18 protein-coding genes and 1 tRNA gene are annotated in these 19,804 nt (G+C 46.8%); 14 read left to right on the top strand and 5 right to left on the bottom strand.

Translation table 11 applies throughout. The annotated features are described in order from the left end of the window. Window positions 1-187 precede the first annotated feature (187 nt). From miaB to QUA97_RS09395, 5 genes are all read left to right on the top strand, one after another. Window positions 188-1,528, top strand: coding sequence for a tRNA (N6-isopentenyl adenosine(37)-C2)-methylthiotransferase MiaB (gene miaB, locus QUA97_RS09415; RefSeq protein ID WP_333194463.1), 1,341 nt, complete (start codon window positions 188-190; stop codon window positions 1,526-1,528). Window positions 1,529-1,725: 197 nt separating this feature from the next. After that, window positions 1,726-2,127 (top strand): hypothetical protein, encoded by a 402-nt coding sequence (locus tag QUA97_RS09410; protein WP_333117442.1) that lies wholly within the window; start codon window positions 1,726-1,728, stop codon window positions 2,125-2,127. Window positions 2,128-2,247: 120 nt separating this feature from the next. After that, window positions 2,248-3,339 (top strand): D-alanine--D-alanine ligase family protein, encoded by a 1,092-nt coding sequence (locus tag QUA97_RS09405; RefSeq protein WP_333194462.1) that lies wholly within the window; start codon window positions 2,248-2,250, stop codon window positions 3,337-3,339. Between the two features lie 263 nt (window positions 3,340-3,602). Next, window positions 3,603-4,685 (top strand): AI-2E family transporter, encoded by a 1,083-nt coding sequence (locus QUA97_RS09400; protein WP_333194461.1) that lies wholly within the window; start codon window positions 3,603-3,605, stop codon window positions 4,683-4,685. A 730-nt stretch (window positions 4,686-5,415) separates the two neighbouring features. Continuing rightward, on the top strand, window positions 5,416-6,645 hold the full coding sequence (locus QUA97_RS09395) for an HhoA/HhoB/HtrA family serine endopeptidase (RefSeq protein WP_333194460.1): 1,230 nt from the start codon (window positions 5,416-5,418) through the stop codon (window positions 6,643-6,645). A gap of 197 nt (window positions 6,646-6,842) precedes the next feature. On the opposite strand, the gene QUA97_RS09390 is transcribed toward QUA97_RS09395, so the two are convergent. After that, window positions 6,843-6,927: transfer RNA gene (locus QUA97_RS09390), tRNA-Ser, on the bottom strand. A gap of 214 nt (window positions 6,928-7,141) precedes the next feature. On the opposite strand from QUA97_RS09390, the gene QUA97_RS09385 reads away from it, so the two are divergent. The 8 genes from QUA97_RS09385 to moeB all read left to right on the top strand — a co-directional run bounded on the left by QUA97_RS09385 (window position 7,142) and on the right by moeB (window position 14,651). Next, a complete protein-coding gene (locus tag QUA97_RS09385) occupies window positions 7,142-7,510 on the top strand; it encodes a 2Fe-2S iron-sulfur cluster-binding protein (protein ID WP_194012927.1) in 369 nt (122 codons plus the stop codon). Next, the gene (locus tag QUA97_RS09380; RefSeq protein ID WP_333194459.1) at window positions 7,507-8,187 is read left to right on the top strand and encodes a thermonuclease family protein; all 681 of its coding nucleotides are present in this window, start codon (window positions 7,507-7,509) and stop codon (window positions 8,185-8,187) included. Before QUA97_RS09385 ends, QUA97_RS09380 begins: the two co-directional genes overlap by 4 nt. A 406-nt stretch (window positions 8,188-8,593) precedes the next feature. Next, window positions 8,594-9,409: an inositol monophosphatase family protein gene (locus tag QUA97_RS09375; RefSeq protein ID WP_194065744.1), complete on the top strand. Its 816-nt coding sequence runs from the start codon at window positions 8,594-8,596 to the stop codon at window positions 9,407-9,409. 102 nt (window positions 9,410-9,511) lie between these two features. Next, the gene (locus tag QUA97_RS09370; protein WP_194065745.1) at window positions 9,512-10,489 is read left to right on the top strand and encodes a J domain-containing protein; all 978 of its coding nucleotides are present in this window, start codon (window positions 9,512-9,514) and stop codon (window positions 10,487-10,489) included. Window positions 10,490-10,871: 382 nt separating this feature from the next. Beyond that, the gene (locus tag QUA97_RS09365) at window positions 10,872-12,107 is read left to right on the top strand and encodes an ATP phosphoribosyltransferase regulatory subunit (protein ID WP_194065746.1); all 1,236 of its coding nucleotides are present in this window, start codon (window positions 10,872-10,874) and stop codon (window positions 12,105-12,107) included. Window positions 12,108-12,372: 265 nt separating this feature from the next. Then, window positions 12,373-12,600, top strand: coding sequence for an indolepyruvate ferredoxin oxidoreductase subunit alpha (locus tag QUA97_RS09360; protein ID WP_194010874.1), 228 nt, complete (start codon window positions 12,373-12,375; stop codon window positions 12,598-12,600). Window positions 12,601-12,919: 319 nt separating this feature from the next. Then, window positions 12,920-13,399, top strand: coding sequence for a M67 family metallopeptidase (locus QUA97_RS09355; RefSeq protein WP_194065747.1), 480 nt, complete (start codon window positions 12,920-12,922; stop codon window positions 13,397-13,399). Between the two features lie 79 nt (window positions 13,400-13,478). Next, window positions 13,479-14,651, top strand: coding sequence for a molybdopterin-synthase adenylyltransferase MoeB (gene moeB, locus QUA97_RS09350; protein WP_194065748.1), 1,173 nt, complete (start codon window positions 13,479-13,481; stop codon window positions 14,649-14,651). Window positions 14,652-14,831: 180 nt separating this feature from the next. Here moeB and QUA97_RS09345 read toward each other — a convergent pair whose 3' ends face one another. Both QUA97_RS09345 and QUA97_RS09340 read right to left on the bottom strand, forming a co-directional pair. After that, window positions 14,832-15,146, bottom strand: a complete 315-nt coding sequence (locus QUA97_RS09345) for a glutaminase (RefSeq protein ID WP_333194458.1) — start codon at window positions 15,144-15,146, stop codon at window positions 14,832-14,834. Further along, on the bottom strand, window positions 15,118-15,756 hold the full coding sequence (locus tag QUA97_RS09340) for a glutaminase (protein ID WP_333194457.1): 639 nt from the start codon (window positions 15,754-15,756) through the stop codon (window positions 15,118-15,120). The genes QUA97_RS09345 and QUA97_RS09340 overlap by 29 nt, the downstream gene beginning before the upstream one ends. Window positions 15,757-16,425: 669 nt before the next feature. On the opposite strand from QUA97_RS09340, the gene QUA97_RS09335 reads away from it, so the two are divergent. Next, entirely contained in the window at window positions 16,426-16,773 is a 348-nt protein-coding gene (locus tag QUA97_RS09335; protein WP_194065749.1) for a hypothetical protein, read from the top strand. Here QUA97_RS09335 and QUA97_RS09330 read toward each other — a convergent pair. Both QUA97_RS09330 and pap read right to left on the bottom strand, forming a co-directional pair. Beyond that, window positions 16,770-17,813, bottom strand: coding sequence for a YdcF family protein (locus QUA97_RS09330; protein WP_228049704.1), 1,044 nt, complete (start codon window positions 17,811-17,813; stop codon window positions 16,770-16,772). The two genes, QUA97_RS09335 and QUA97_RS09330, sit on opposite strands and share 4 nt — an antisense overlap. A gap of 431 nt (window positions 17,814-18,244) precedes the next feature. Further along, complete coding sequence (gene pap, locus QUA97_RS09325) at window positions 18,245-19,732, bottom strand: polyphosphate:AMP phosphotransferase (protein ID WP_333194456.1); 1,488 nt, start codon at window positions 19,730-19,732, stop codon at window positions 18,245-18,247. Between the last annotated feature and the right edge of the window lie 72 nt (window positions 19,733-19,804).

Here is a 19,804-nt window from a genome sequence, read left to right as displayed (position 1 = left end):
GATAGTCGCTTATCAAAATGATCCTCGCTAATTCGGTTTGTAGTGAAAACTTTAGTCCTCAGAAAAAGAGAGGACTAAAGTTTTCCCTACAAACGGTGAATTAACTGGAGATGATATTATCCACAAAAGTGTTATAATAGTTGGTTGAGCTTGAAAACCTAGATTTTTTATTTGCCTGCAATTCGCCATGACTGTTAAACCCCGCCGCTATCACATCACTACTTTCGGATGCCAGATGAATAAAGCCGACTCGGAACGGATGGCCGGCATTCTGGAAAATATGGGCTTTGAGTTTTCGGAAGACCCTAACGACGCTAGCTTGATTCTCTACAATACTTGCACGATTCGCGACAATGCCGAACAAAGAGTTTATTCTAACCTGGGAAGGCAGGCTCATCGCAAGCGCAAAGAACCTGGTTTGACTTTAGTTGTGGCTGGATGCGTGGCGCAGCAGGAAGGTGAAGCGCTGCTTCGCAGAGTGCCGGAATTGGACTTAGTAATGGGGCCACAACACGCTAACCGACTTGAAGATTTGCTGGAAGAAGTTTTTCAGGGAAATCAAGTTGTGGCGACTGAAGCTGTTGAGATTATGGAGGATATTACTAAGCCTCGTCGTGATAGTAAGGTGACTGCTTGGGTGAATGTAATTTATGGCTGCAATGAACGCTGCACTTATTGTGTTGTGCCGAATGTTCGCGGGGTTGAACAGTCACGAATGCCGGAGGCTATTCGGGCGGAAATAGAGGAGTTGGGCCGTCAAGGTTACAAGGAAGTGACTTTGTTGGGGCAGAATATTGATGCTTACGGGCGCGATTTGCCGGGGACGAAACCGGATGGCAGCAACCAGCATACTTTGACGGATTTGCTTTATTTTGTGCAGGATGTTCCTGGGGTCGATCGCCTCAGATTTGCTACTAGCCACCCGCGCTATTTTAATGAAAGATTGATTAAGGCTTGTGCGGAGTTGCCGCAGGTTTGCGAACATTTTCACGTGCCTTTTCAGTCTGGAGATAATGATATTTTGAAGGCGATGTCGCGGGGTTATACTCAGGAGAAGTACCGCCGCATTGTTGATATGATTCGCGGTTATATGCCGGATGCTTCGATTACTGCTGATGCGATTGTGGGTTTTCCTGGGGAGACGGAGGCGCAGTTTGAGAAGACTCTGAAGTTGATCGAAGATGTTGGTTTTGATTTGGTGAATACGGCGGCTTATTCGCCTCGTCCGGGAACGCCGGCTGCTTTGTGGGAAAATCAGTTGAGTGAGGAGGTGAAGGCCGATCGCCTGCAACGAATCAATCATGTAGTCACAACAACGGCGATGGAACGATCGCAGCGCTATTTCGGACGCACTGAGGAGGTTTTGGTGGAAGTTCAGAATCTTAAGGATTCAAGTCAGGTGATGGGACGCACTCGCGGCAATCGCCTCACTTTTTTTAAAGGCGATATTGCACAGTTGGCTGGTAAAATTGTGGGGGTTAAAATTACAGATATTCGCGCTTTTAGTTTGACTGGGGAAATGTTATAAGGGCTTTGACAAAACTTCCCAAAAACCTCTATTATGTTGTAGGGTGCGCCCGCAAGCACCTTACAGAAAGATTAGTTCGATCGCTCGGAATGCGAGTCCTTGTTATGGATGCAGACTAAAGTCCTCACTACGAACCTTGTTTGGTGGCGGAGGGTTAAATTGAGTTAATTTATATTAAGAAAAGAGGGTTTAAGTTCATGACACAAAGTTCAGAATTTGACGAACAACAGTCTGCTTCCCAAGCAGATTTGCCGCAGCCAAACGAAGACGGAGAATATACAAGAACTTCGCACCAATATTGGGAAGTGGTAGATTCTGACCCGAACGGTCTCAACTGTCGCATGGGAACTCATTCGATTCGGGAAATTGAAGATCCGGGGAGCAAGATAGATTTAAATATTGGCAGTTGGCCTGTTGTTGGTACTTTGAAACAAGGGCAGAATTTTGAAATCTATCTCGGCCCTAGCGGATTGGGGGTTTTGTATGACGATCGACATAAACCTTGGTTTTTTGTGGCAAAAAGTGAGGGCGTCGGCGGGCCGAGTAATTGTTTTGTTCGGGCTCGCAGCAGTTTTGTGAAACCTATACAGCCGGAGTAGCTATAGCTGATAATAGCCCAAGTTTCCTTACCCTCGATTCTCACTTGCTGTCTCATACTTCCTGGCCTAGCTGCGCTAAGTGCGTGTATATTTGTCAAAAAGTACCGGGAGTATTGAAAAATGACGAAGATGCGGATCGGGTTACTCTTCGGCGGGCGATCGGGCGAACATGAAGTTTCGATTAGTTCGGCGCGGGCGATCGCCCGCGCCCTCGCTGCTGATGCAAATGCCTCTAAATACGAAATTCTGCCCTTTTACATCCAAAAAGACGGCCGCTGGCTTTCGGGCGCGACACCACAACAAGTTTTAGAAACAGGAAAATCTCTGGAAATAGAGTCGCAAACAGCACAAGGAGAACCCGAAAACTCTGCTTTGTCTTCTCCACAGCCGCAATTTCCTAATTTTAATTCCGTAGATGTTTGGTTCCCGGTTTTGCACGGGCCCAACGGTGAAGACGGTACGGTGCAAGGGTTGCTTAAATTATTGCAAATTCCTTTTGTCGGTTCCGGGGTTTTGGGATCGGCGCTGGGAATGGATAAAATTGCGATGAAAATGGCTTTTGCTCAAGTTGGTTTGCCACAGGTAAAATATGTCGCTGTCAACCGTTCCGACATTTGGTCTAATCCTTGCGTTTTCCCCAAACTGTGCGACAAAATTGAGGAAAGTTTGGGCTATCCTTGCTTTGTAAAACCCGCGAATTTGGGTTCGTCTGTGGGAATTTCTAAGGCTCGATCGCGCGCTGAATTAGAAGCGGCCCTCGACAGCGCTGCCAGCTACGACAGGCGGATAATTGTGGAAGCGGGTGTGGTGGCTAGAGAGTTAGAATGTGCGGTTTTGGGCAATGACAACCCAAAAGCTTCTACGGTGGGAGAAATTACTTTTAAAAGCGATTTCTACGACTATGAAACTAAATATGCTGAGGGACAGTCCGATTGCTCAATCCCGGCAAAAGTTAGCGATGCGATCGCCTCGCAAATTCAAGAAATGGCAGTACAAGCGTTTTTGGCTGTAGACGCAGCCGGTTTAGCGCGAGTAGATTTTTTCTACATTGAATCGACGGGAGAAGTTTTGATTAATGAAATTAATACTTTCCCAGGTTTTACAGCTACCAGTATGTATCCTCAAATGTGGGCGGCGGACGGCATTCCTTTTCCAGAATTAGTAGATTGTTTAATTCAATTAGCTCTCGAACGGCACGGGAAAAAATGTTGAATCGCGAGTCGCTATCCTGTTTTGGTAGCAACAGCAAAAAGTAAGTTATTCCGCAGGTAATATATCCATACTAGCGGAAACGATATAAGATGGTTCTGGCAGGCAATGCCTGCCAGCAGCTCAATTTCTGCGGCTGGTCGAGCAACTGATGATTTTCTGCAGGCTGGTATAAATAAATTCAACATAAAATGGTTGACCCAGAACCGCGAATAGCAGTGTCAATCTCGCATCAGGCATCTCCAATTTTAACTGGGTTAACTTAGATGAGACGTTTCACTCAACTGTCGCATTGGTGGACTTACGGATTGTTCTTTCCGCTAACGGTACTCAACTGCTGGTTAGCGCTGCTGGTTTTTGAATATTTTCGGGCCCTGATTACCGTTTTGGTAGTCGCTACAGTGTTCTCTTTTTTGCTAGACTATCCGGTGCGCTTTCTCCGCAGATATGGTTTGAAGCGCGATCGGGCAGTTTTGTCGGTATTGTTTTTGACTTTACTGATATTAGTGGTTTTAACTATCACTCTGGCTCCTATTTTGCTCAATCAAGTCACTGAACTCGCCACGAGGCTGCCAACTTGGATAGTTTCTGGGACGCAACAGATTGAAGCATTTAACAAGTGGGTGGAAAATCGAAATCTCCGCATTGATATTACCAGTTTAACTGCTCAATTGAACGATCGACTTTCAGCTCAATTGCAGTTTCTCACGGGCGAAATCCTCAAATTTGGTTTGGGTGCGGCAGACAGTGCGGTGAATTTTCTGCTGACAATAGTCCTGACATTTTACTTGCTCTTGCACGGCGATCGCCTGTGGGAAGGATTATTTAAGTGGCTACCTTCCAAACTGAGCTTGCAATTGCGGCTGTTGCTGGCGCGAAGTTTCCACAACTACTTTGTCGGCCAAGCAACTTTGGCGGGTTTGATGGGACTATCGATGACTGTGGCTTTTTTAATTTTACGAGTTCCCTTCGGCTTGCTGTTCGGTTTGGGTGTGGGTGTAATGACGATGATTCCCTTCGGGGCACCTTTTAGTATTTGCATTGTCAGTTTGCTGATTACATTAAACAACTTTTGGCTTGGTGTCACAGTTTTAGCTGTTGCTACCATAATCGATCAAGTCATTGAAAGCGGGGTCGCTCCTCGGTTATTAGGCGGTTTTATCGGCTTGAATCCTGTGTGGATTTTAGTGTCGCTGCTAATAGGGGTGAAAGTTGCGGGATTAGCAGGTTTGATAGTTGCGGTGCCGATGGCAGGTTTTATCAAGAATGCTGTTGATGCTTGGGAAATTTCTAGGCACAAGTCGATGGAAATTGATGAGGTTAATGCTATTGAACCTATGGAGCCATAATACTAAGTAGGTGGACAAAAATATTTGCAGTCATTGCGAGCGGAGCGACGCAATTCCAACCGAAGCGATTGCTTCATTACGCTTCGAGATCGGGAGCAATGATATTGTGTAATTAATTTTGTCTACCTACTTATTTGATATTTTAGATCGAAGATTTGAGATGGCAGAATTGGTAATGATATCGCATCCGGTCGATTACTATAACAAAAATGGTTCGTAGTGCGGAGGAGAGTGCATTATATTGAGCGGACGGTCGTCTGCACTACGAACCAATCCGATCGCGATCGACCTACCGGACGCGATATGAGATTGCATCCAGTAAAATAACGCGATCGAGTTTGCAGCATCAAACTTTGGTCTTCATAAAATTCTGAAGACTTGAGTCCGGTGCTGCGAAGATAATAGAACTGATTGTATAAAAATTTCCCAGAAAATGCGGAATATGCGGAGTGGCTACTGTAGTATCTATTACTGCATTTAGGTGGCAATTGGCCAGTGCTGACAAAAGATCGCCCTTGCAAACAGCAATCAGCCATTAGCCGGGTAAGTCCGGTTTCTACCCTACTCTGTAGGGTAAACCCTACCAGGCAAGTAGATCTAACAAATGCTTGAATTAAAATTCTAGAGCATTGAGTTGTAAGTTAATTACAGGGTAGTGCTAGAAATGCAAAACGATAATTATAACTCTCGTCCATTCTCCCACCATATCAATACTATGTCAAGCAAAAATATGCCTAATCAAACTCAGCTTTCTCGCAAGTTTTCTCTACCCAAAAAACTTGCTTTTTTATCTCTAATTTTGATCGGCTCCACCGCAACTGTCGGCTGCAATGCCCTAACTTCTTCACTTCCCGGCTCTTCTAACGCCATCAAAGCTGAACCTGCAAATGCTGCATCGCCAATCTCAGGATTCCCGGCAAATATACTGCCTTCTCAAGACTCGAATTTTGTGAGTAAAGTGGTGCAGGAGGTCGGGCCTGCAGTGGTGCGAATCGATTCTTCTCGCACGGTGAAAACCCAACAGCCTGATGTTTTGAACGATCCGTTTTTCCGCCGCTTTTTCGGGCCAGACTCTCAGGTACCGCAGGGAAATCGGGTAGAACGAGGCTCCGGTTCGGGTTTTATTTTTGGTTCCGACGGTCGCATTTTGACTAATGCTCACGTTGTTGACGGCGCGGATACGGTGACGGTAAAACTGAAGGACGGTCGCGAATTTGTGGGCAAAGTTTTAGGGGTAGATACTGTTACTGATGTGGCTGTTGTGAAAATTGAAGCTAACAATTTGCCTGTGGTGAGTTTGGGCAAATCTGAAGAGTTACTGCCGGGAGAATGGGCGATCGCGATCGGCAATCCCCTCGGTTTGGACAATACCGTGACTGTGGGGATTATTAGCGCTACAGGCCGTTCTAGCGCCGATGTCGGCGTTCCCGACAAGCGCGTCAGCTTTATTCAAACCGATGCGGCCATCAATCCGGGTAACTCGGGCGGCCCGTTGCTGAACCAACGCGGTCAAGTTATTGGCATGAATACGGCGATTATTCAAGGTGCCCAAGGATTGGGTTTTGCGATTCCGATCGATCGGGCGCAACAAATTGCCGACCAATTAGTAAGTACCGGAAAAGCCGAACATCCTTATCTCGGCGTTCGGATGTTGAGCATTACTCCCGAAATCAAGGCACAATTCAATAAAAATCCCAACCCTAAATTGAAGCTGACTGACGATAAAGGCGTGTTAGTTCTGGGAGTTGCGAAAGATTCTCCGGCATCAAAAGCTGGAGTTCGCGTTGCCGATGTGATTAAAAAAATCAACGGTTCAGAAGTCAGCGATGCTGGCAGCGTACAGCAAATTGTCGAAAAAAGTAAAGTAGGCACTGATATGCAGCTTGAGTTGAGTCGCGGCGGGCAACCGGTGACTGTGGCGGTGAAAGCTGGTGCTTTTCCGGCGGATATGAAGCAGTAGAATTGTTGATATTTCAGGTTAAGTTAAGCCAGGGATTTTACTTCTCTGGCTTAACTTTTAAGTTTTTTCGTGGGGCGGGGACGGGTTTATAAAATTTCTGGCAAAAGATAAGGGATTGACGGATCGATCGCTCAATCCATCAATCCCCCAATCTGTAATCTCAACCTGTAACTTACCTTTTTGACAAAGGCTATAAACGGAGAGGGAGGGATTCGAACCCTCGTTAAGTTGCCCTAAACACACTTTCCAGGCGTGCGCCTTCAACCGCTCGGCCACCTCTCCAGGGCTAAATTTATTCATTTAGCCACAGCTAAACTATCTTAGCAGAACAAATCTGATTTGGGAAGGGGTAAGGGCATAAATTTGTTGTTTAATGTGGGTAGGGTGTCACGCGGGGCGGATAGAATTCTCCTCGCCGTAGCGCAAACCCATTGATATCAAGGATTTTGCCTGCCCAACCCGAATCTAAAATCTAAAATCTAAAATCTAAAATTCCATGACTCGTTCTTACACCATTAAAATTCATAACAGACAGACAGGCGATCGCCACACAGTGCGAGTACCCGAAGACCGCTACATCCTCCAAAGCGCGGAAAACCAAGGAGTAGAATTGCCTTTTTCCTGTCGCAACGGCGCTTGTACCGCCTGTGCGGTGCGCGTCAAGTCGGGGGAACTGCACCAGCCTGAAGCAATGGGGCTTTCTGTGGAACTGCAAAAAGAAGGTTATGCTTTGCTGTGCGTCTGCTATCCCCGTTCTAACATTGAGGTAGAGACGCAGGACGAAGACGAAGTTTATGAATTGCAATTCGGTCGCTATTTCGGTAAAGGTAAGGTTAGAGTTGGTTTGCCCTTGGATGAAGAATGATCTCAAATCCGGTAACTGCGGAATTATACCAGAGCGAGCCGATCGCGGGCGAGACAGCACTACAAGGGAAAATTTATTACGAAACAGAAAACTTTTATTTTCCCCGCCAAAGTGTAGCTTCCCTCAATTGCCAATTGCCAATTACCAATTCCCAATTAATAATGCTGCTTTATCGGTTATTTGCGATCGCCCTTTGCGTGTTGTTAGCTAGCTGCCAGAAACCTGAAATGCCCCAAGGTACGATCGCCAAAGTAGAAAGAATCCTCAGCGGGCAAACAATCGAAGTTATCAGCACAGCCGACAAAATCGCCTTATTAGAACAAATCAGACTGATTGGTATTGATGCACCAGATTTTCAACAGCAGCCTTGGGGAGAAGCAGCCAAACAAAGATTAGAACAGCTAATTGGGGGAAAACAGGTATTGTTAGAATCAGACATCGAAGAGAAAGACCAGTTCGATCGCAAACTAGCCTACTTGTGGCAAGATGGAATTTTGCTCAACGAACAGCTAGTCAAAGAAGGTTATGTTTTGGCATCAGGGCGATCGCGCAACACGAAATATCAACAGCGACTCCTAAACGCTCAAGAATGGGCGAGACTCATGGGTAAAGGCCTGTGGAATCCAGAACGAGCTTTGCGCCAAACTCCCGCAGAATTTCGTCAACAAAATCAGTAGTCAGTAGTCAGTAGTCAGTAGTCAGTAGTCAGTTGTCAGTAGTCAGTTGTTAGTTGTCAGTAGTTATTGGTTATTGGTTATTGGTTATTGGTTATTGGTTATTGGTTATTGGTTATTGGTTATTGGTTATTGGTTATTGGTTAGCTATTAGTTATTGGCGATCGGCAAATGGTGATTAGTCACAGACTAAAAGCTCTTCAGTTATTACTAATAACTCATGAGCAATGATTTCCTTCTTCCTGATGACGTTGGACGGAAAGCTCGGCAGGGACAGCAAAACATGACTAATAACAACCAACAACTCACAACTCACAACTAACAACTAACAAATAACAAATAACAACTAAGAAGCACCAACTAACAAATGACAAATAACAAATAACAACTAAGAAGCAACAACTAACAAATGACAAACAATCAACTGCAAAACTACTTAGAAATAGCAACCGAAGCAGCCCTAGCCGCCGGTGCCGTCCTGCAATCTTTCTGCGGTAAATTAGAAAATATTCAAGAAAAAGGCCGATCGGGCGATTTGGTCACAGAAGCCGACAAAGCCTCAGAAGCCGTCATCTTAGAAATTCTCGGCCGCCACGTACCCGAACACGCCATCCTCGCGGAAGAATCGGGTTCATTAGGGAATGCAGCTAGCAAATACCTGTGGGCGATCGACCCTTTGGACGGTACAACCAATTATGCTCACCAATATCCTTTTTATGCTGTGTCGATCGGACTTTTAATCGACGGCATACCACAAATCGGCGTAATTTACGACCCTTCTCATAACGAATTGTTTCGGGCTGGCAAAGGATTGGGGGCGACTTGCAACCGGCGGGCGATCGCAGTTTCGCAAAGCTCAGAATTGAGAAACAGCTTGCTAGTGACCGGCTTTGCCTACGACCGGCGCTCCACAGCAGATAATAACTATGCCGAATTCTGTCACCTCACCCACCTCACCCAAGGCGTGCGGCGCAGCGGTTCCGCAGCCCTAGACCTAGCACATACAGCCTGCGGGCGATTGGACGGATACTGGGAACGGGGACTCTCCCCTTGGGACGTAGCAGCCGGCGTACTCATCGTCTCCGAAGCCGGAGGTCAAGTTACAGCCTATGATGGCGGTGCCTTTGAGATGAACTCTGGTCGAGTTTTGGCCACCAACGGCAAAATACACGCCGAACTAAGCGGTGCACTGCTGTCAGTTCCTCCCTTATCTTCATGGAAGTAGCGTTTCGACAGCAAGGGATCGGGGGTAATACGGGGGTCACAACCCCTTAAGTCAAGTTACATTAAAGGATAGTGAAAAGCCAGGAAAGCGAGAGTAAAAGTTATGTCTTTTGAAATGACAAAAGGGTTGTTCAAGTACGATTTTACAGATCAGCACGCAATTTTGGGAGTTCCTTTAGACGCCGAGTTTAACGACATCCGCAAGCGCTACATGAAAATTGCCCGCCGCTTGCATTCGGATACTTGCTCTTTTGAAAGCCAAGCCGATAAAGATTGGGCCAACCAATTTTTGTCAAAAGTGGTCAATCCGGCCTACAATAAATTCTCCAAAGAAAGCGATCGCAAAGAATACAGCTTGCTGTTAGCAGCCATTGGTAAGCGTGTCCTTAAAGAACAAGGAAAAATGCACATCGAAAGTGCCGCAGCTAAAGAGTTAACTACCGCTAAAAATTTGGAAGAAGCTTACAAAACAGCAGTGGGTAAACTAGCTCTCAAGCAGTACGAATCTGTTGAGGAAACGCAAGAGGCGATCGCTCAAATTAGCGAACTAAACATGGTTTATTTGCTGCGAAAAGAACGGCTTGGCGGTGGGGATGGAACCAGTTCGCCCACAAAAACAGCAACCCCACCAACTAACACCGCAACAAAACCAGCAGCAGCAAAACCAGCAGCAACAAAACCAGCAGCAACACCCCCAGCAGCAGCAACCCCAGCAGCAGCAACCCCAGCGCCACCTCCGCCACCCAGAGCCCCAGTAGACTCGGTGGCTGACGGATCTTGCCGCCGAGCTCAAGGATTTATGGACAGCAAAAATTACGCTAAAGCAAGTTTGGAGTTGAGAGAAGCCCTGAAGCGCGATCCAAAACACAGCAAGGCTCACGCTATGTTAGCAATGTGTTACCTCGAACAAAATCAAGCGACAATGGCGAAACTTGAGATGAACAAAGCTTTGGCATCAAATCCTGAAGAACCGACGGCTTTGGAGGTTAAGAAAAAGCTCGAACAAGCTGCCTCAAAAGCCAAAAAAGGTGATGACAAACCAGGATTTTTTGCAAGTTTGTTTAGCGGGAAGAAGAAGTGAGAAATTGTGAGTTGTGAGTCAGGAATATTTAGAAATTGGTAAACTGCTCAGCAGTGAAGCGATCTTGCTCAAAAGCATCAAGAGTTGGTGATATCACATCCGATCGCACTGACGGGGAAAATGATTATTCCCATGCAAACCACAACGCCATCACGCCTTAATTTGTTAAAGTCGAGGGTTAAGCTTGCCTGCTTCGACTTTAACACCGTCCCCTAAAGCTAAGCTTCTAAGCCCAATCTAAAATCTCAAATCTAAAATCGATATGACACCTTAATTTGTTAAAGTCGAATGTTAGGCTTGCCACGTTCGACTTTAACACCGTCCCTAAAGCTAAGCTTCTAAGCCCAATCTAAAAATCTAAAGTCTAAACTCTAAAATTGATATGGTTCACCAACCCCCATCCGGTGCAAGAGATTTATTGCCCCTTGACGTTGCTCAAAAAATTTCGATCGAACGGCGCTTGCAGCAGGTGTTTCACCGCTGGGGCTATCACCGGATTATTACCTCTACTCTAGAAAGGCTGGAGACATTGATGGCTGGGGGCGCGATCGACCGATCGACCTTAATTCAACTCCAAGATGCCGAAGATGGAGAACTCGGCTTGCGGCCAGAATTGACAGCATCCATCGCCAGGGCGGCTGCGATGCGGATGTCCGGGACGCGCTGGCAGCCCCAGCGCCTCTACTACAACGCCAACGTCTTCCGCAAAGGAACAGATACGGGTTCCGGCGGGCAACAGGAGTTCTATCAAGCCGGGGTAGAACTCCTCGGCGCGGGGGGAAGCGTTGCGGATGCGGAAGTGCTGCTGCTGCTGTCTGAGTGCTTGCAAAACCTAGAAATTGATGACTGGCATTTGGTGCTGGGAGAAGCGGGCTTGACAGCAACATTGCTAGAACCGTTTGCGCCAAACCTGCGGCAAAAAGTGCGCCACGCGATCGCCAATCTCGATCGAATAGCCTTGGAAACCTTGCCGCTTTCTGACGAATTGCGAGAAAGAGCTCTGCTGTTGTTTGACCTGCGCGGCCGCCCAGAAGATGTATTGGAGATTGTGGCGAAGCTGGATTTAGATGTAGCGCAGCAAGCCGCATTAAATGAACTCAAAAGTGCGATCGAACTGCTGGAAAAATGTCAAGCCAAAATCCCCAATTTAAAATCTCACATCCACCTCGATTTGAGTTTAATTCAAACATTTGACTACTACACTGGAATAGTGTTTGAAGTTGTCAGCAGCAGCAAAAGCGGACAGCGAGTTTTAGGACAAGGCGGGCGGTACGATCGACTGTTGGGACTCTTCGATCCCCAAGGCCAAAACTCCCCCGGCATCGGGTTTTGTCTGAATATCGAAGATTTGCACCAAGTATTGCTAACAGAGGGTCAATTGCCCGCAGAGACACCAGCCAGCGAATGGTTGATCGTGCCTCAAACTCCTGAAGCAGCCGCAGCAGCCTTTGATTATGCCCGCAAACTCAGAGAGTCCAGTCCCCCAATCCGGGTAGAGATAGATTTAGAGAATAGGGAAAACGAAGAGGCGGCCAGGGAATACGCGCGCGATCGTAGAATTGGTCAAATTGCCTGGATAAATGCCGAAGGCGCTGCAACAATTGAAACAGTAAACTAAGCTCGATTGTCAAGCTAACTCCTAACATCACGTCCCCCCAATTAGTTATAACAAAGACGGTTAGTAGTGCGGACTTGAGTCCGCAAAAAACAGGTTCATAGTGCGGACTTGAGTCCGCAAAAAACAGGTTCGTAGTGAGGACTTTAGTCAGCCAAAAACCATCTTGACCAAAGTCATCACAACGAACCAATTGTATTGTTGTAATTAGACAGACATGATATAATGTCAAATCTAAAAACTAAAAACTAAAATCTAAAATAGAAACATGGCACACACTATCGTTACAAATATTTGCGAGGGAGTAGCTGATTGTGTCGGCGCTTGTCCGGTAGCTTGCATTCACCCAGGCCCTGGCAAAAACGTCAAAGGAACCGATTGGTATTGGATTGATTTTGATACCTGCATAGACTGCGGCATTTGTTTGCAAGTCTGTCCAGTCGAAAATGCGATCGTCCCAGACGAACGGCCCGAATTGCAGCAAACACCAACTTGATAGCAATCACCCGTAATATCGTTGACCGTTGCATCGTCAGGTGATTTAACCGGCGCTAGAACACAGAGGACACAGAGAGAGAATAGAGATATGAATACAGGACGATGCTACCGGATTTGATATAAGGCGTGGAGTGCACACCCTACAGTTACAAATTATGCGTACATTGTACACATAGATAAACCGATAGGGTGTGCACTGCCCACCATAGATTCACGAATTATACACACACTTACATCAACTCCTTCTCTTCCCTTCTCCTCTCTTCCTTCGCGTCCTTAGCGCCTTCGCGGTTCATTAAAAAAAAGCCTAAAATAAAATGCAAAAAATCGCACTTACCCCCGAACACCTGTTATCAATCCGCACCCACGGCGAAAGCGCTTATCCAGAAGAATGCTGCGGTTTATTGTTAGGTACGATCGCAAAAAGTGTGAAAACTGTAGTAGAAGTTGTGCCGACTGACAACGCTTGGAGTGCCGAAGCTGAAGAGAATTGGCCAGAACAAAAAGAATTGACAGAACAACGCAGATATGCTATTAGACCTGAAGATATGTTGCGGGCGATGAAACACGCGCGCGATCGCAATTTAGACATCATCGGCATATACCATTCTCACACGGATTGTCCGGCAGTGCCCTCGGAGTGCGATCGCACATTGGCATGGGCCCAATACTCATACATCATAGTGTCCGTCCGACAAGGCAGTTCACAAGACCTCCGCAGTTGGAGTCTCGACTCCGAGGGCTACTTTCAAGCAGAGGAAATTGTCGCAGTCGAACCGACTCAGATTAAGAAATAGTTAGTAAAAATAACAAACACGCAAAAATGCGAAAAATTTAGATAGGATATAATTCAAAATCGGCCTATAACAGAATATCATGCTAAATCCTAATCTGGACGAGATCCAGCTCAACAAACAAGAATACGAACGCTACTCTCGCCACCTCATCCTCCCAGAAGTTGGATTGGAAGGGCAGAAGCGCCTCAAAGCAGCCAGCGTACTCTGCATCGGTACGGGAGGACTCGGTTCGCCGCTGTTGCTGTATTTAGCAGCCGCTGGTGTTGGCCGCATTGGGATTGTAGACTTTGATGTTGTAGACCATTCCAACTTGCAGCGCCAAGTAATCCACGGCACTTCTTGGGTTGGGAAACTGAAGATTGAGTCGGCGAAAAATCGGATTTTAGAAATTAATCCTTTTTGTCAAGTTGATTTGTACGAGACTCACGTTAGTTCCGAAAATGCGATCGCCATTGCCACTCCCTACGATATCATCATCGACGGCACGGACAACTTCCCGACTCGCTATTTGATGAACGACGTTGCAGTCCTGTTAAACAAACCCAACATCTACGGTTCCATCTTCCGATTTGAAGGACAAGCCACAGTTTTCAACTACCAAGGCGGCCCAAATTACCGCGATTTGTACCCCGAACCCCCCCCTCCAGGGATGGTTCCTTCCTGTGCCGAAGGTGGCGTTTTAGGCGTTTTGTGCGGCATTATCGGTTCTATCCAAGCAACGGAAGCTATCAAAATTATCTTGGGTCAAGGCACAACCTTGAGCGGCAGATTGTTGCTTTACAATGCCCTAGAAATGACATTCCGCGAATTGAAACTGCGACCGAATCCAGTGCGCCCCGTAATTGAAAAATTAATCGATTACGAACAATTCTGCGGCATTCCTCAAGCTAAAGCCCAGGAAGCGCAAGAACAACAGCAAATTCCTGAGATGACTGTCACCGAACTTAAAAAGTTAATCGATAGCGGTGCGAAGGATTTTGTACTGTTGGATGTTCGCAATCCCAACGAGTATCAAATTGCTCAAATTCCTGGGTCAGTTTTGGTGCCTTTACCAGATATCGAACACGGCGAAGGTGTTGCAAAAGTCAAGGAATTGTTGAACGGGCATCGCTTGATTGCACACTGCAAAATGGGCGGGCGTTCTGCGAAGGCCTTGGGCCTTTTGAAGGAAGCGGGAATTGAGGGGATTAATGTTAAGGGCGGGATTAATGCTTGGAGTCAAGAAGTAGATTCGTCTGTTCCTCAATATTAAGCTCAATCTTGTTGTGGGGCGGGTAATTTGCCCGCCCCACTGCGAACCGTTTTTGTGATGGTAATCGATCGGATATGATATGAGAAGGTCGATCGACCTTCCAAATCCCCAATCCCAGATAGCCAAATATTTCCCCGCCATAACTCAAGGAAATTAAGAGCAATTCAACAGCAATCTTATTTAATCAAATACGCTCAGTCGCAAAGCTTTAGCTATTTGTTTCAATAGAAATAAGCCGCCGACAGAATTTCCCTCCCGATCTAGGGGCGGACTGTAACAGCCGATCGCACCTTCGCCCGGAATTACCGAAAGCATTGCCCCGCTAACTCCCGACTTGGCCGGCAGTCCCACCCGCAGCGCAAAACGACCGGATGCTTCATACAAACCGCAAGTAGCCATCAGCGCTTTGACAGTGCGGCAGTTTTCCCAAAGTGCTTCGTCACTCTTTACCAACACCATTCCCAGCTTAGCCAAATCCTCCACAGTTCCCGACAAACAACAAACTCGATTGTAGGTTGCTAAGGCTATTTTCGGCGTTTTGCAGATAACCAAATTTGAGCATTGCTAAGGCGAGCTCCCGATTATTTTGATTCCGCTTTTGATTGACTGAATCCAGCATTAACTCGTCAACAAATAACTGACTGTTTGCTTGTTGGTTCAGCCAAGTTCGCAAGTTTTGACAGCGCGCCACAGCATTGTTACCGGGAATCAGAGACGCTAGGGCGATCGCCCCGCTATTAATCATCGGATTTCTCGGCTTTCCTCCATCTATTTCCAGTTGAGTCAGCGAATTGAAAGGCATTTCCGAAGGATCGCAGCCCACGCAGTCAAAAACCGTTTTTTCGCCCAATTCGCACAGCAAATAAAGCAGCACCAAAGGCTTGACTGCGCTCATCAGCGGGAATGTTTTAGCAATGCTGCCCCAGCTCAAAATGTTACCGTCAATTGCCCGAATTTGCACGGCAAACCATTCTCTTTCGGGTTCTGCAAGCAGAGGTACGTATGCGGGGACTTGACCGGATTTACTGCGATTAATTGCCTCTTTTGCCCAAGCGGCCAGTTGTTCTGGTTGCAGGGAAGATAGTTTGCTAGTGGATTTTTTCACTGTCGATTAGTCCGTAGGCGCAAATAAACCGCAGAGTGTAAAGCTATCACAGCAGCCAGCGAAAGATCCGTTGCGCTCGATCGGGAAACACCTATGTATTGTCAAACTTCATCACCTACATTTGGATCGTTTGAGATTTTAGATTAACAGTCCGATCGCGCTTTCGATACCAGTTTCAAAAAAACAATGCAACTGCAGGCAAACTTTAAACCCTTATGCAGTCTGTCATTTCCAATCTTATATTGAAACTATCAAAATAAAAATTATCTCAGCCAGAAATCAGTTTCTTAAAATAATTACGCCACTTGAGGTATTGCCAGAAACACGGTTACTTACGCGATCCCAAGCAAACTCTGCTGTAAGCGTATTGACATTTTCATCGGCGCGGAGATAATAAATTTATTGACAATTTTTGAGAAAAAATCTGTCTTTGCATAAAAACCTCTCTTTCACCCAGATATATAATAAGCAGCTTGGCTGACAGCGCTGTGACCCACAACCAACCAGCAGTAACTTGAAACGCCTTCAGGTTCTTCTGTTTAATCCCCAGCCAGGGGCGGGGTGCATATTTAACTTAACTCAGAAAGAGTTCGCGGAATCCGGCCCGGAAAACCCCCGAACCTTTAAGAATGATTACCCAACCCGATTCACCAAAACCAGGATCAAACAATGCCAGAAGCAGCAAAAGCAGAAGAAGCACCAAAACCCGCTCCCCTGACTTTTAAGGGCGTGTGCAAAGACGGAGTTCTCAAAGGCAAAGAAATCGAGGGCTTATTAGACATCAAAATCAACGTTTCATCTATCAAATCCCCAGAAGCGCCAGCCCCTAAAAAATCCGAGTGGGAAGCGCCTATATTTTGGGTCGTGTTCTTGTTAACTGCCAACTTTGCCGTCGGCGACCCCGCAGGACTCAGAAATTACAGCTCCCCACAAAGGCGTCATTCTCAGGAGATGTTAAACCAATCTGGGGAGCAGTCGCTGTTGCCTCAGAAAAACACCAGCAACTCGCCACTTTAGGCTCTGGGAGCCTGCCAGCCACGCATATAGTAATAAAAAGACCCGAAATATTCATCGAATACTCGCGTCGTAGTTACCAAAGCTTCTGCATTAGGCAGAAAATCTGCCGCGTCTAAGCGCAGTCTCGATTTCCCTCCTGACACGGGCTGGTAAGTGTAGAAGTCGGTAGCTCTGGGAATCACCTGGATACCCATATTTGCAAAAGCTAGGCTGGCACGGCGCATCTGAATCGCAGATGTTACCAGGATTACTTTACGCCCAACGCCGCGGCTGTCGAGGATTTTTCTCACTTCCTCGGCGCTGGTGCGTATGTTGCGGCCGTTATCGTCGAGAACGATACTGGTGCGCGGCACGCCCATGTTGGTGGCCAGCAAAGTCTTGATATCCTTAGCTTCGCCAGTAGAATTCTGTAAATCTGCTCTGGGCGCGGCGGTAACAATCACCAAAGGTGCTAATTGTTTTTTGTACAAAACGGCAGCGTAGGGCAGGCGATTGCCTGTCTCTGCCATTTGAATCGCTTCTTGGTTGGCGGTGTGGCCGTTAGTCGTTCCCTTACCGAGGAGGACGATCGCCGCTGCTGTTTCGTCGCAGCAAACTGTGCGAGCAGCCGCATCCCGTTCAGCTTGATCGGCGAACCAGTAAGCGACAACTGGCATACTCGAAAGGATCAAAACTAGCAGTGCTGCCAGGATCATTCTCGGTGCCGGGTTGCGGATGCCCCCGTTGGTGATCAGCGCCGATGCAATCACCAGCAGGGTGATCGAAAAACCCAGCGGCTTAAAGAAGAAGGCTATGAGGCCGAAAATCGCTGCTCCGACTGGCGTGTCTGGCGCGAAAAAAGCCAGGAACAAAAGGCTGATCAGCAGCAAAACGCGCAGCCTGTCTATTAACGGATTGTCTTTGCCTCCTGATTGATCCCACCACGATTTGATCAGTGAGAAGAGGAGGAATAGAAATAGAATGCGAGCTAAAAGTTCTGGCATCTTGCAATATTCTGTGTCTTCATAAATTAGTACGGAAGTCTGGAAACGATCGCGCATTTAGCTGCGCGAGGAAATACTGGTATCGGTGGTTTTTAATTTTTGCCAATAACCCAGTCCGATCGCATTTCTCAGAAAGGTTCGATTCCCCTCAGCTCTCAACTATTGGTTGCAGGCTGCAAGCCCGCTACTTCCAGTCAATCGATTGAAGAATTGAATAATTTTAGATTTTAGATGGACTCCACAGATAAATCTGGGAGCTGGCACTTCGCTCTAAAATGTTAGGATCTCCAAACAAGATAGTCGGGACACGGTACCCGTTTTGGGGCGGGTTACAGATTGCTGAGAGTTAATTGGTAATTGATAATTGGTAATGGTTGATTGGTAATTGCTAATGGAGCGAGCCAGCAGCCTGTAAAATTGGTAATTCCAGCCTGCTTTCTGCTGCCTGCTATTTTCCCATTATCTGTTACCCATTTACCAATCCCAATTTATAGGCGTTTCAGTTGATTCCGAATTGCCTGCGTTACCGTTTGAATTACTTTAACACGAGCATAATACTTGTTATCGGCCGCAATTAGCGTCCAGGGAGCTGTCGGCGTGCTGGTGCGCTGAATCATTTGATTTACCGCCACTTCATAATAATTCCACTTTTCTCGATTCCGCCAATCTTCTTGAGTGAGTTTGTATTGTTTAAATGGATTATTTTGTCGGTCTGTAAACCGCTTTAGTTCCTCGTCGGGACTGATGTGCAGCCAGAATTTAACTAAGACACAACCGAAACTGGTGAGTTGCTCCTCAAATTCGTTGATTTCCTGGTAAGCTCGACGCCATTCGAGTTCGGTGGCAAATCCTTCGACTCGTTCGACGAGCACTCTACCATACCAACTGCGATCGTAAATGCTGATTTTACCAGCAGTCGGCAACTCCCGCCAGAAGCGCCAGAGATAGTGGTGAGCTTTTTCTTCGTCCGTCGGCGCAGCAAAGGCATTGACGGAGTAACTGCGGGGGTCTAGGATGTCCGTCAAACGTTTGATCGCACCTCCTTTACCGGCCGCATCCCAACCTTCAAACAGCACTAAAACGGGGATTTCCTTTTCGTGGATGCTTTGTTGCAGTTCGCCAAAACTCGTTTGTGCTTCGCGAAGTTCGTGTTTGTATTCGTCTGGCGACAAGGATAGAGTTAAATCTACTTGGGCGAGCAAGTCTGGTTCGGTGGGTTGCAACCTTTCTTGAGGCGGCAGTGGAACTGGTGCAGATTGTGTGGGGAGTCTGTCTAGGGCTTCTGTAATTTTGGCTGCCATTTGCGTTAAAACTTTGACTCTCGCCCAGCGCTGACAGTCGCCCTCTACTAGCGTCCAAGGTGCCGGGCCCGTGCCGGTTTGAGTTATCATTTCTTCGGCCAAAGTTCTGTATTCTTGATATTTTTTGGCTTGTTTCCAATCTTCCGGCCGCACTCGCCAAGCTTGTAAAGTATCGTCTTCTAGTTTTTTGAGCCGATGTTTGAGTTCTTTTTTGCTCAGATGAATCCAAAATTTGGCAATTGCCACGCCGTCGTTTACCATCATTCGCTCGAAGGCGTTGATTTGTCTGATGATTGTCGGTACTTCGGCCTCGGAGACTCTCTCGAACAACCGGTCTTCTAAAAGATGAGTGTACCAACTGTGATAAAAAAAGCCAATCCGACCGCGGGCTGGGAGTTTCTGCCAAAACCGCCACAGAAAAGGATAGTCCATTTCTGCCTCTGACGGCGGCCAAATCGGGTGAACGGTAAAGCCGCGCGGGTCCATGTAACCCACCATTTTTTTGACGAGTGCGCCTTTGCCCGCAGCGGCCCAGCCTTCGAGTACGATGATTACGGGCATTTTTTTTTCCCAGCAGGTTTGTTGGAGCGATCGCAACTGCTGCATTAAAACTTCGATTTTGGTCTCATAGGTTTCTTTATCCAGCGAAATATCTAAATCGAGGTTGTCAAGCATATTTACCTCACACAAATCCCAGAAAGCAGTTTAACGTCAGTTTAACGTTCGGATAAAGTTAAATCTTCAAGT

It is taken from the genome of Microcoleus sp. CZ3-B2 (assembly GCF_036705055.1).
GTDB lineage: Bacteria > Cyanobacteriota > Cyanobacteriia > Cyanobacteriales > Microcoleaceae > Microcoleus.
Note: the sequence above shows the minus strand (reverse complement) of the source record. Positions and strands in the feature narration are given on the sequence as shown.

Coding starts and splice junctions, on each gene's coding strand:
- QUA97_RS09355 (WP_194065747.1), top strand. CDS start 12,920: ATGCAAAAAATCGCACTTACCCCCGAACACCTGTTATCAATCCGCACC.
- QUA97_RS09405 (WP_333194462.1), top strand. CDS start 2,248: ATGACGAAGATGCGGATCGGGTTACTCTTCGGCGGGCGATCGGGCGAA.
- QUA97_RS09400 (WP_333194461.1), top strand. CDS start 3,603: ATGAGACGTTTCACTCAACTGTCGCATTGGTGGACTTACGGATTGTTC.
- moeB (WP_194065748.1), top strand. CDS start 13,479: ATGCTAAATCCTAATCTGGACGAGATCCAGCTCAACAAACAAGAATAC.
- QUA97_RS09395 (WP_333194460.1), top strand. CDS start 5,416: ATGCCTAATCAAACTCAGCTTTCTCGCAAGTTTTCTCTACCCAAAAAA.
- QUA97_RS09370 (WP_194065745.1), top strand. CDS start 9,512: ATGTCTTTTGAAATGACAAAAGGGTTGTTCAAGTACGATTTTACAGAT.
- miaB (WP_333194463.1), top strand. CDS start 188: ATGACTGTTAAACCCCGCCGCTATCACATCACTACTTTCGGATGCCAG.
- QUA97_RS09385 (WP_194012927.1), top strand. CDS start 7,142: ATGACTCGTTCTTACACCATTAAAATTCATAACAGACAGACAGGCGAT.
- QUA97_RS09375 (WP_194065744.1), top strand. CDS start 8,594: ATGACAAACAATCAACTGCAAAACTACTTAGAAATAGCAACCGAAGCA.
- QUA97_RS09365 (WP_194065746.1), top strand. CDS start 10,872: ATGGTTCACCAACCCCCATCCGGTGCAAGAGATTTATTGCCCCTTGAC.
- QUA97_RS09410 (WP_333117442.1), top strand. CDS start 1,726: ATGACACAAAGTTCAGAATTTGACGAACAACAGTCTGCTTCCCAAGCA.
- QUA97_RS09380 (WP_333194459.1), top strand. CDS start 7,507: ATGATCTCAAATCCGGTAACTGCGGAATTATACCAGAGCGAGCCGATC.
- pap (WP_333194456.1), bottom strand. CDS start 19,732: ATGCTTGACAACCTCGATTTAGATATTTCGCTGGATAAAGAAACCTAT.
- QUA97_RS09360 (WP_194010874.1), top strand. CDS start 12,373: ATGGCACACACTATCGTTACAAATATTTGCGAGGGAGTAGCTGATTGT.
- QUA97_RS09330 (WP_228049704.1), bottom strand. CDS start 17,813: ATGCGCGATCGTTTCCAGACTTCCGTACTAATTTATGAAGACACAGAA.
- QUA97_RS09335 (WP_194065749.1), top strand. CDS start 16,426: ATGCCAGAAGCAGCAAAAGCAGAAGAAGCACCAAAACCCGCTCCCCTG.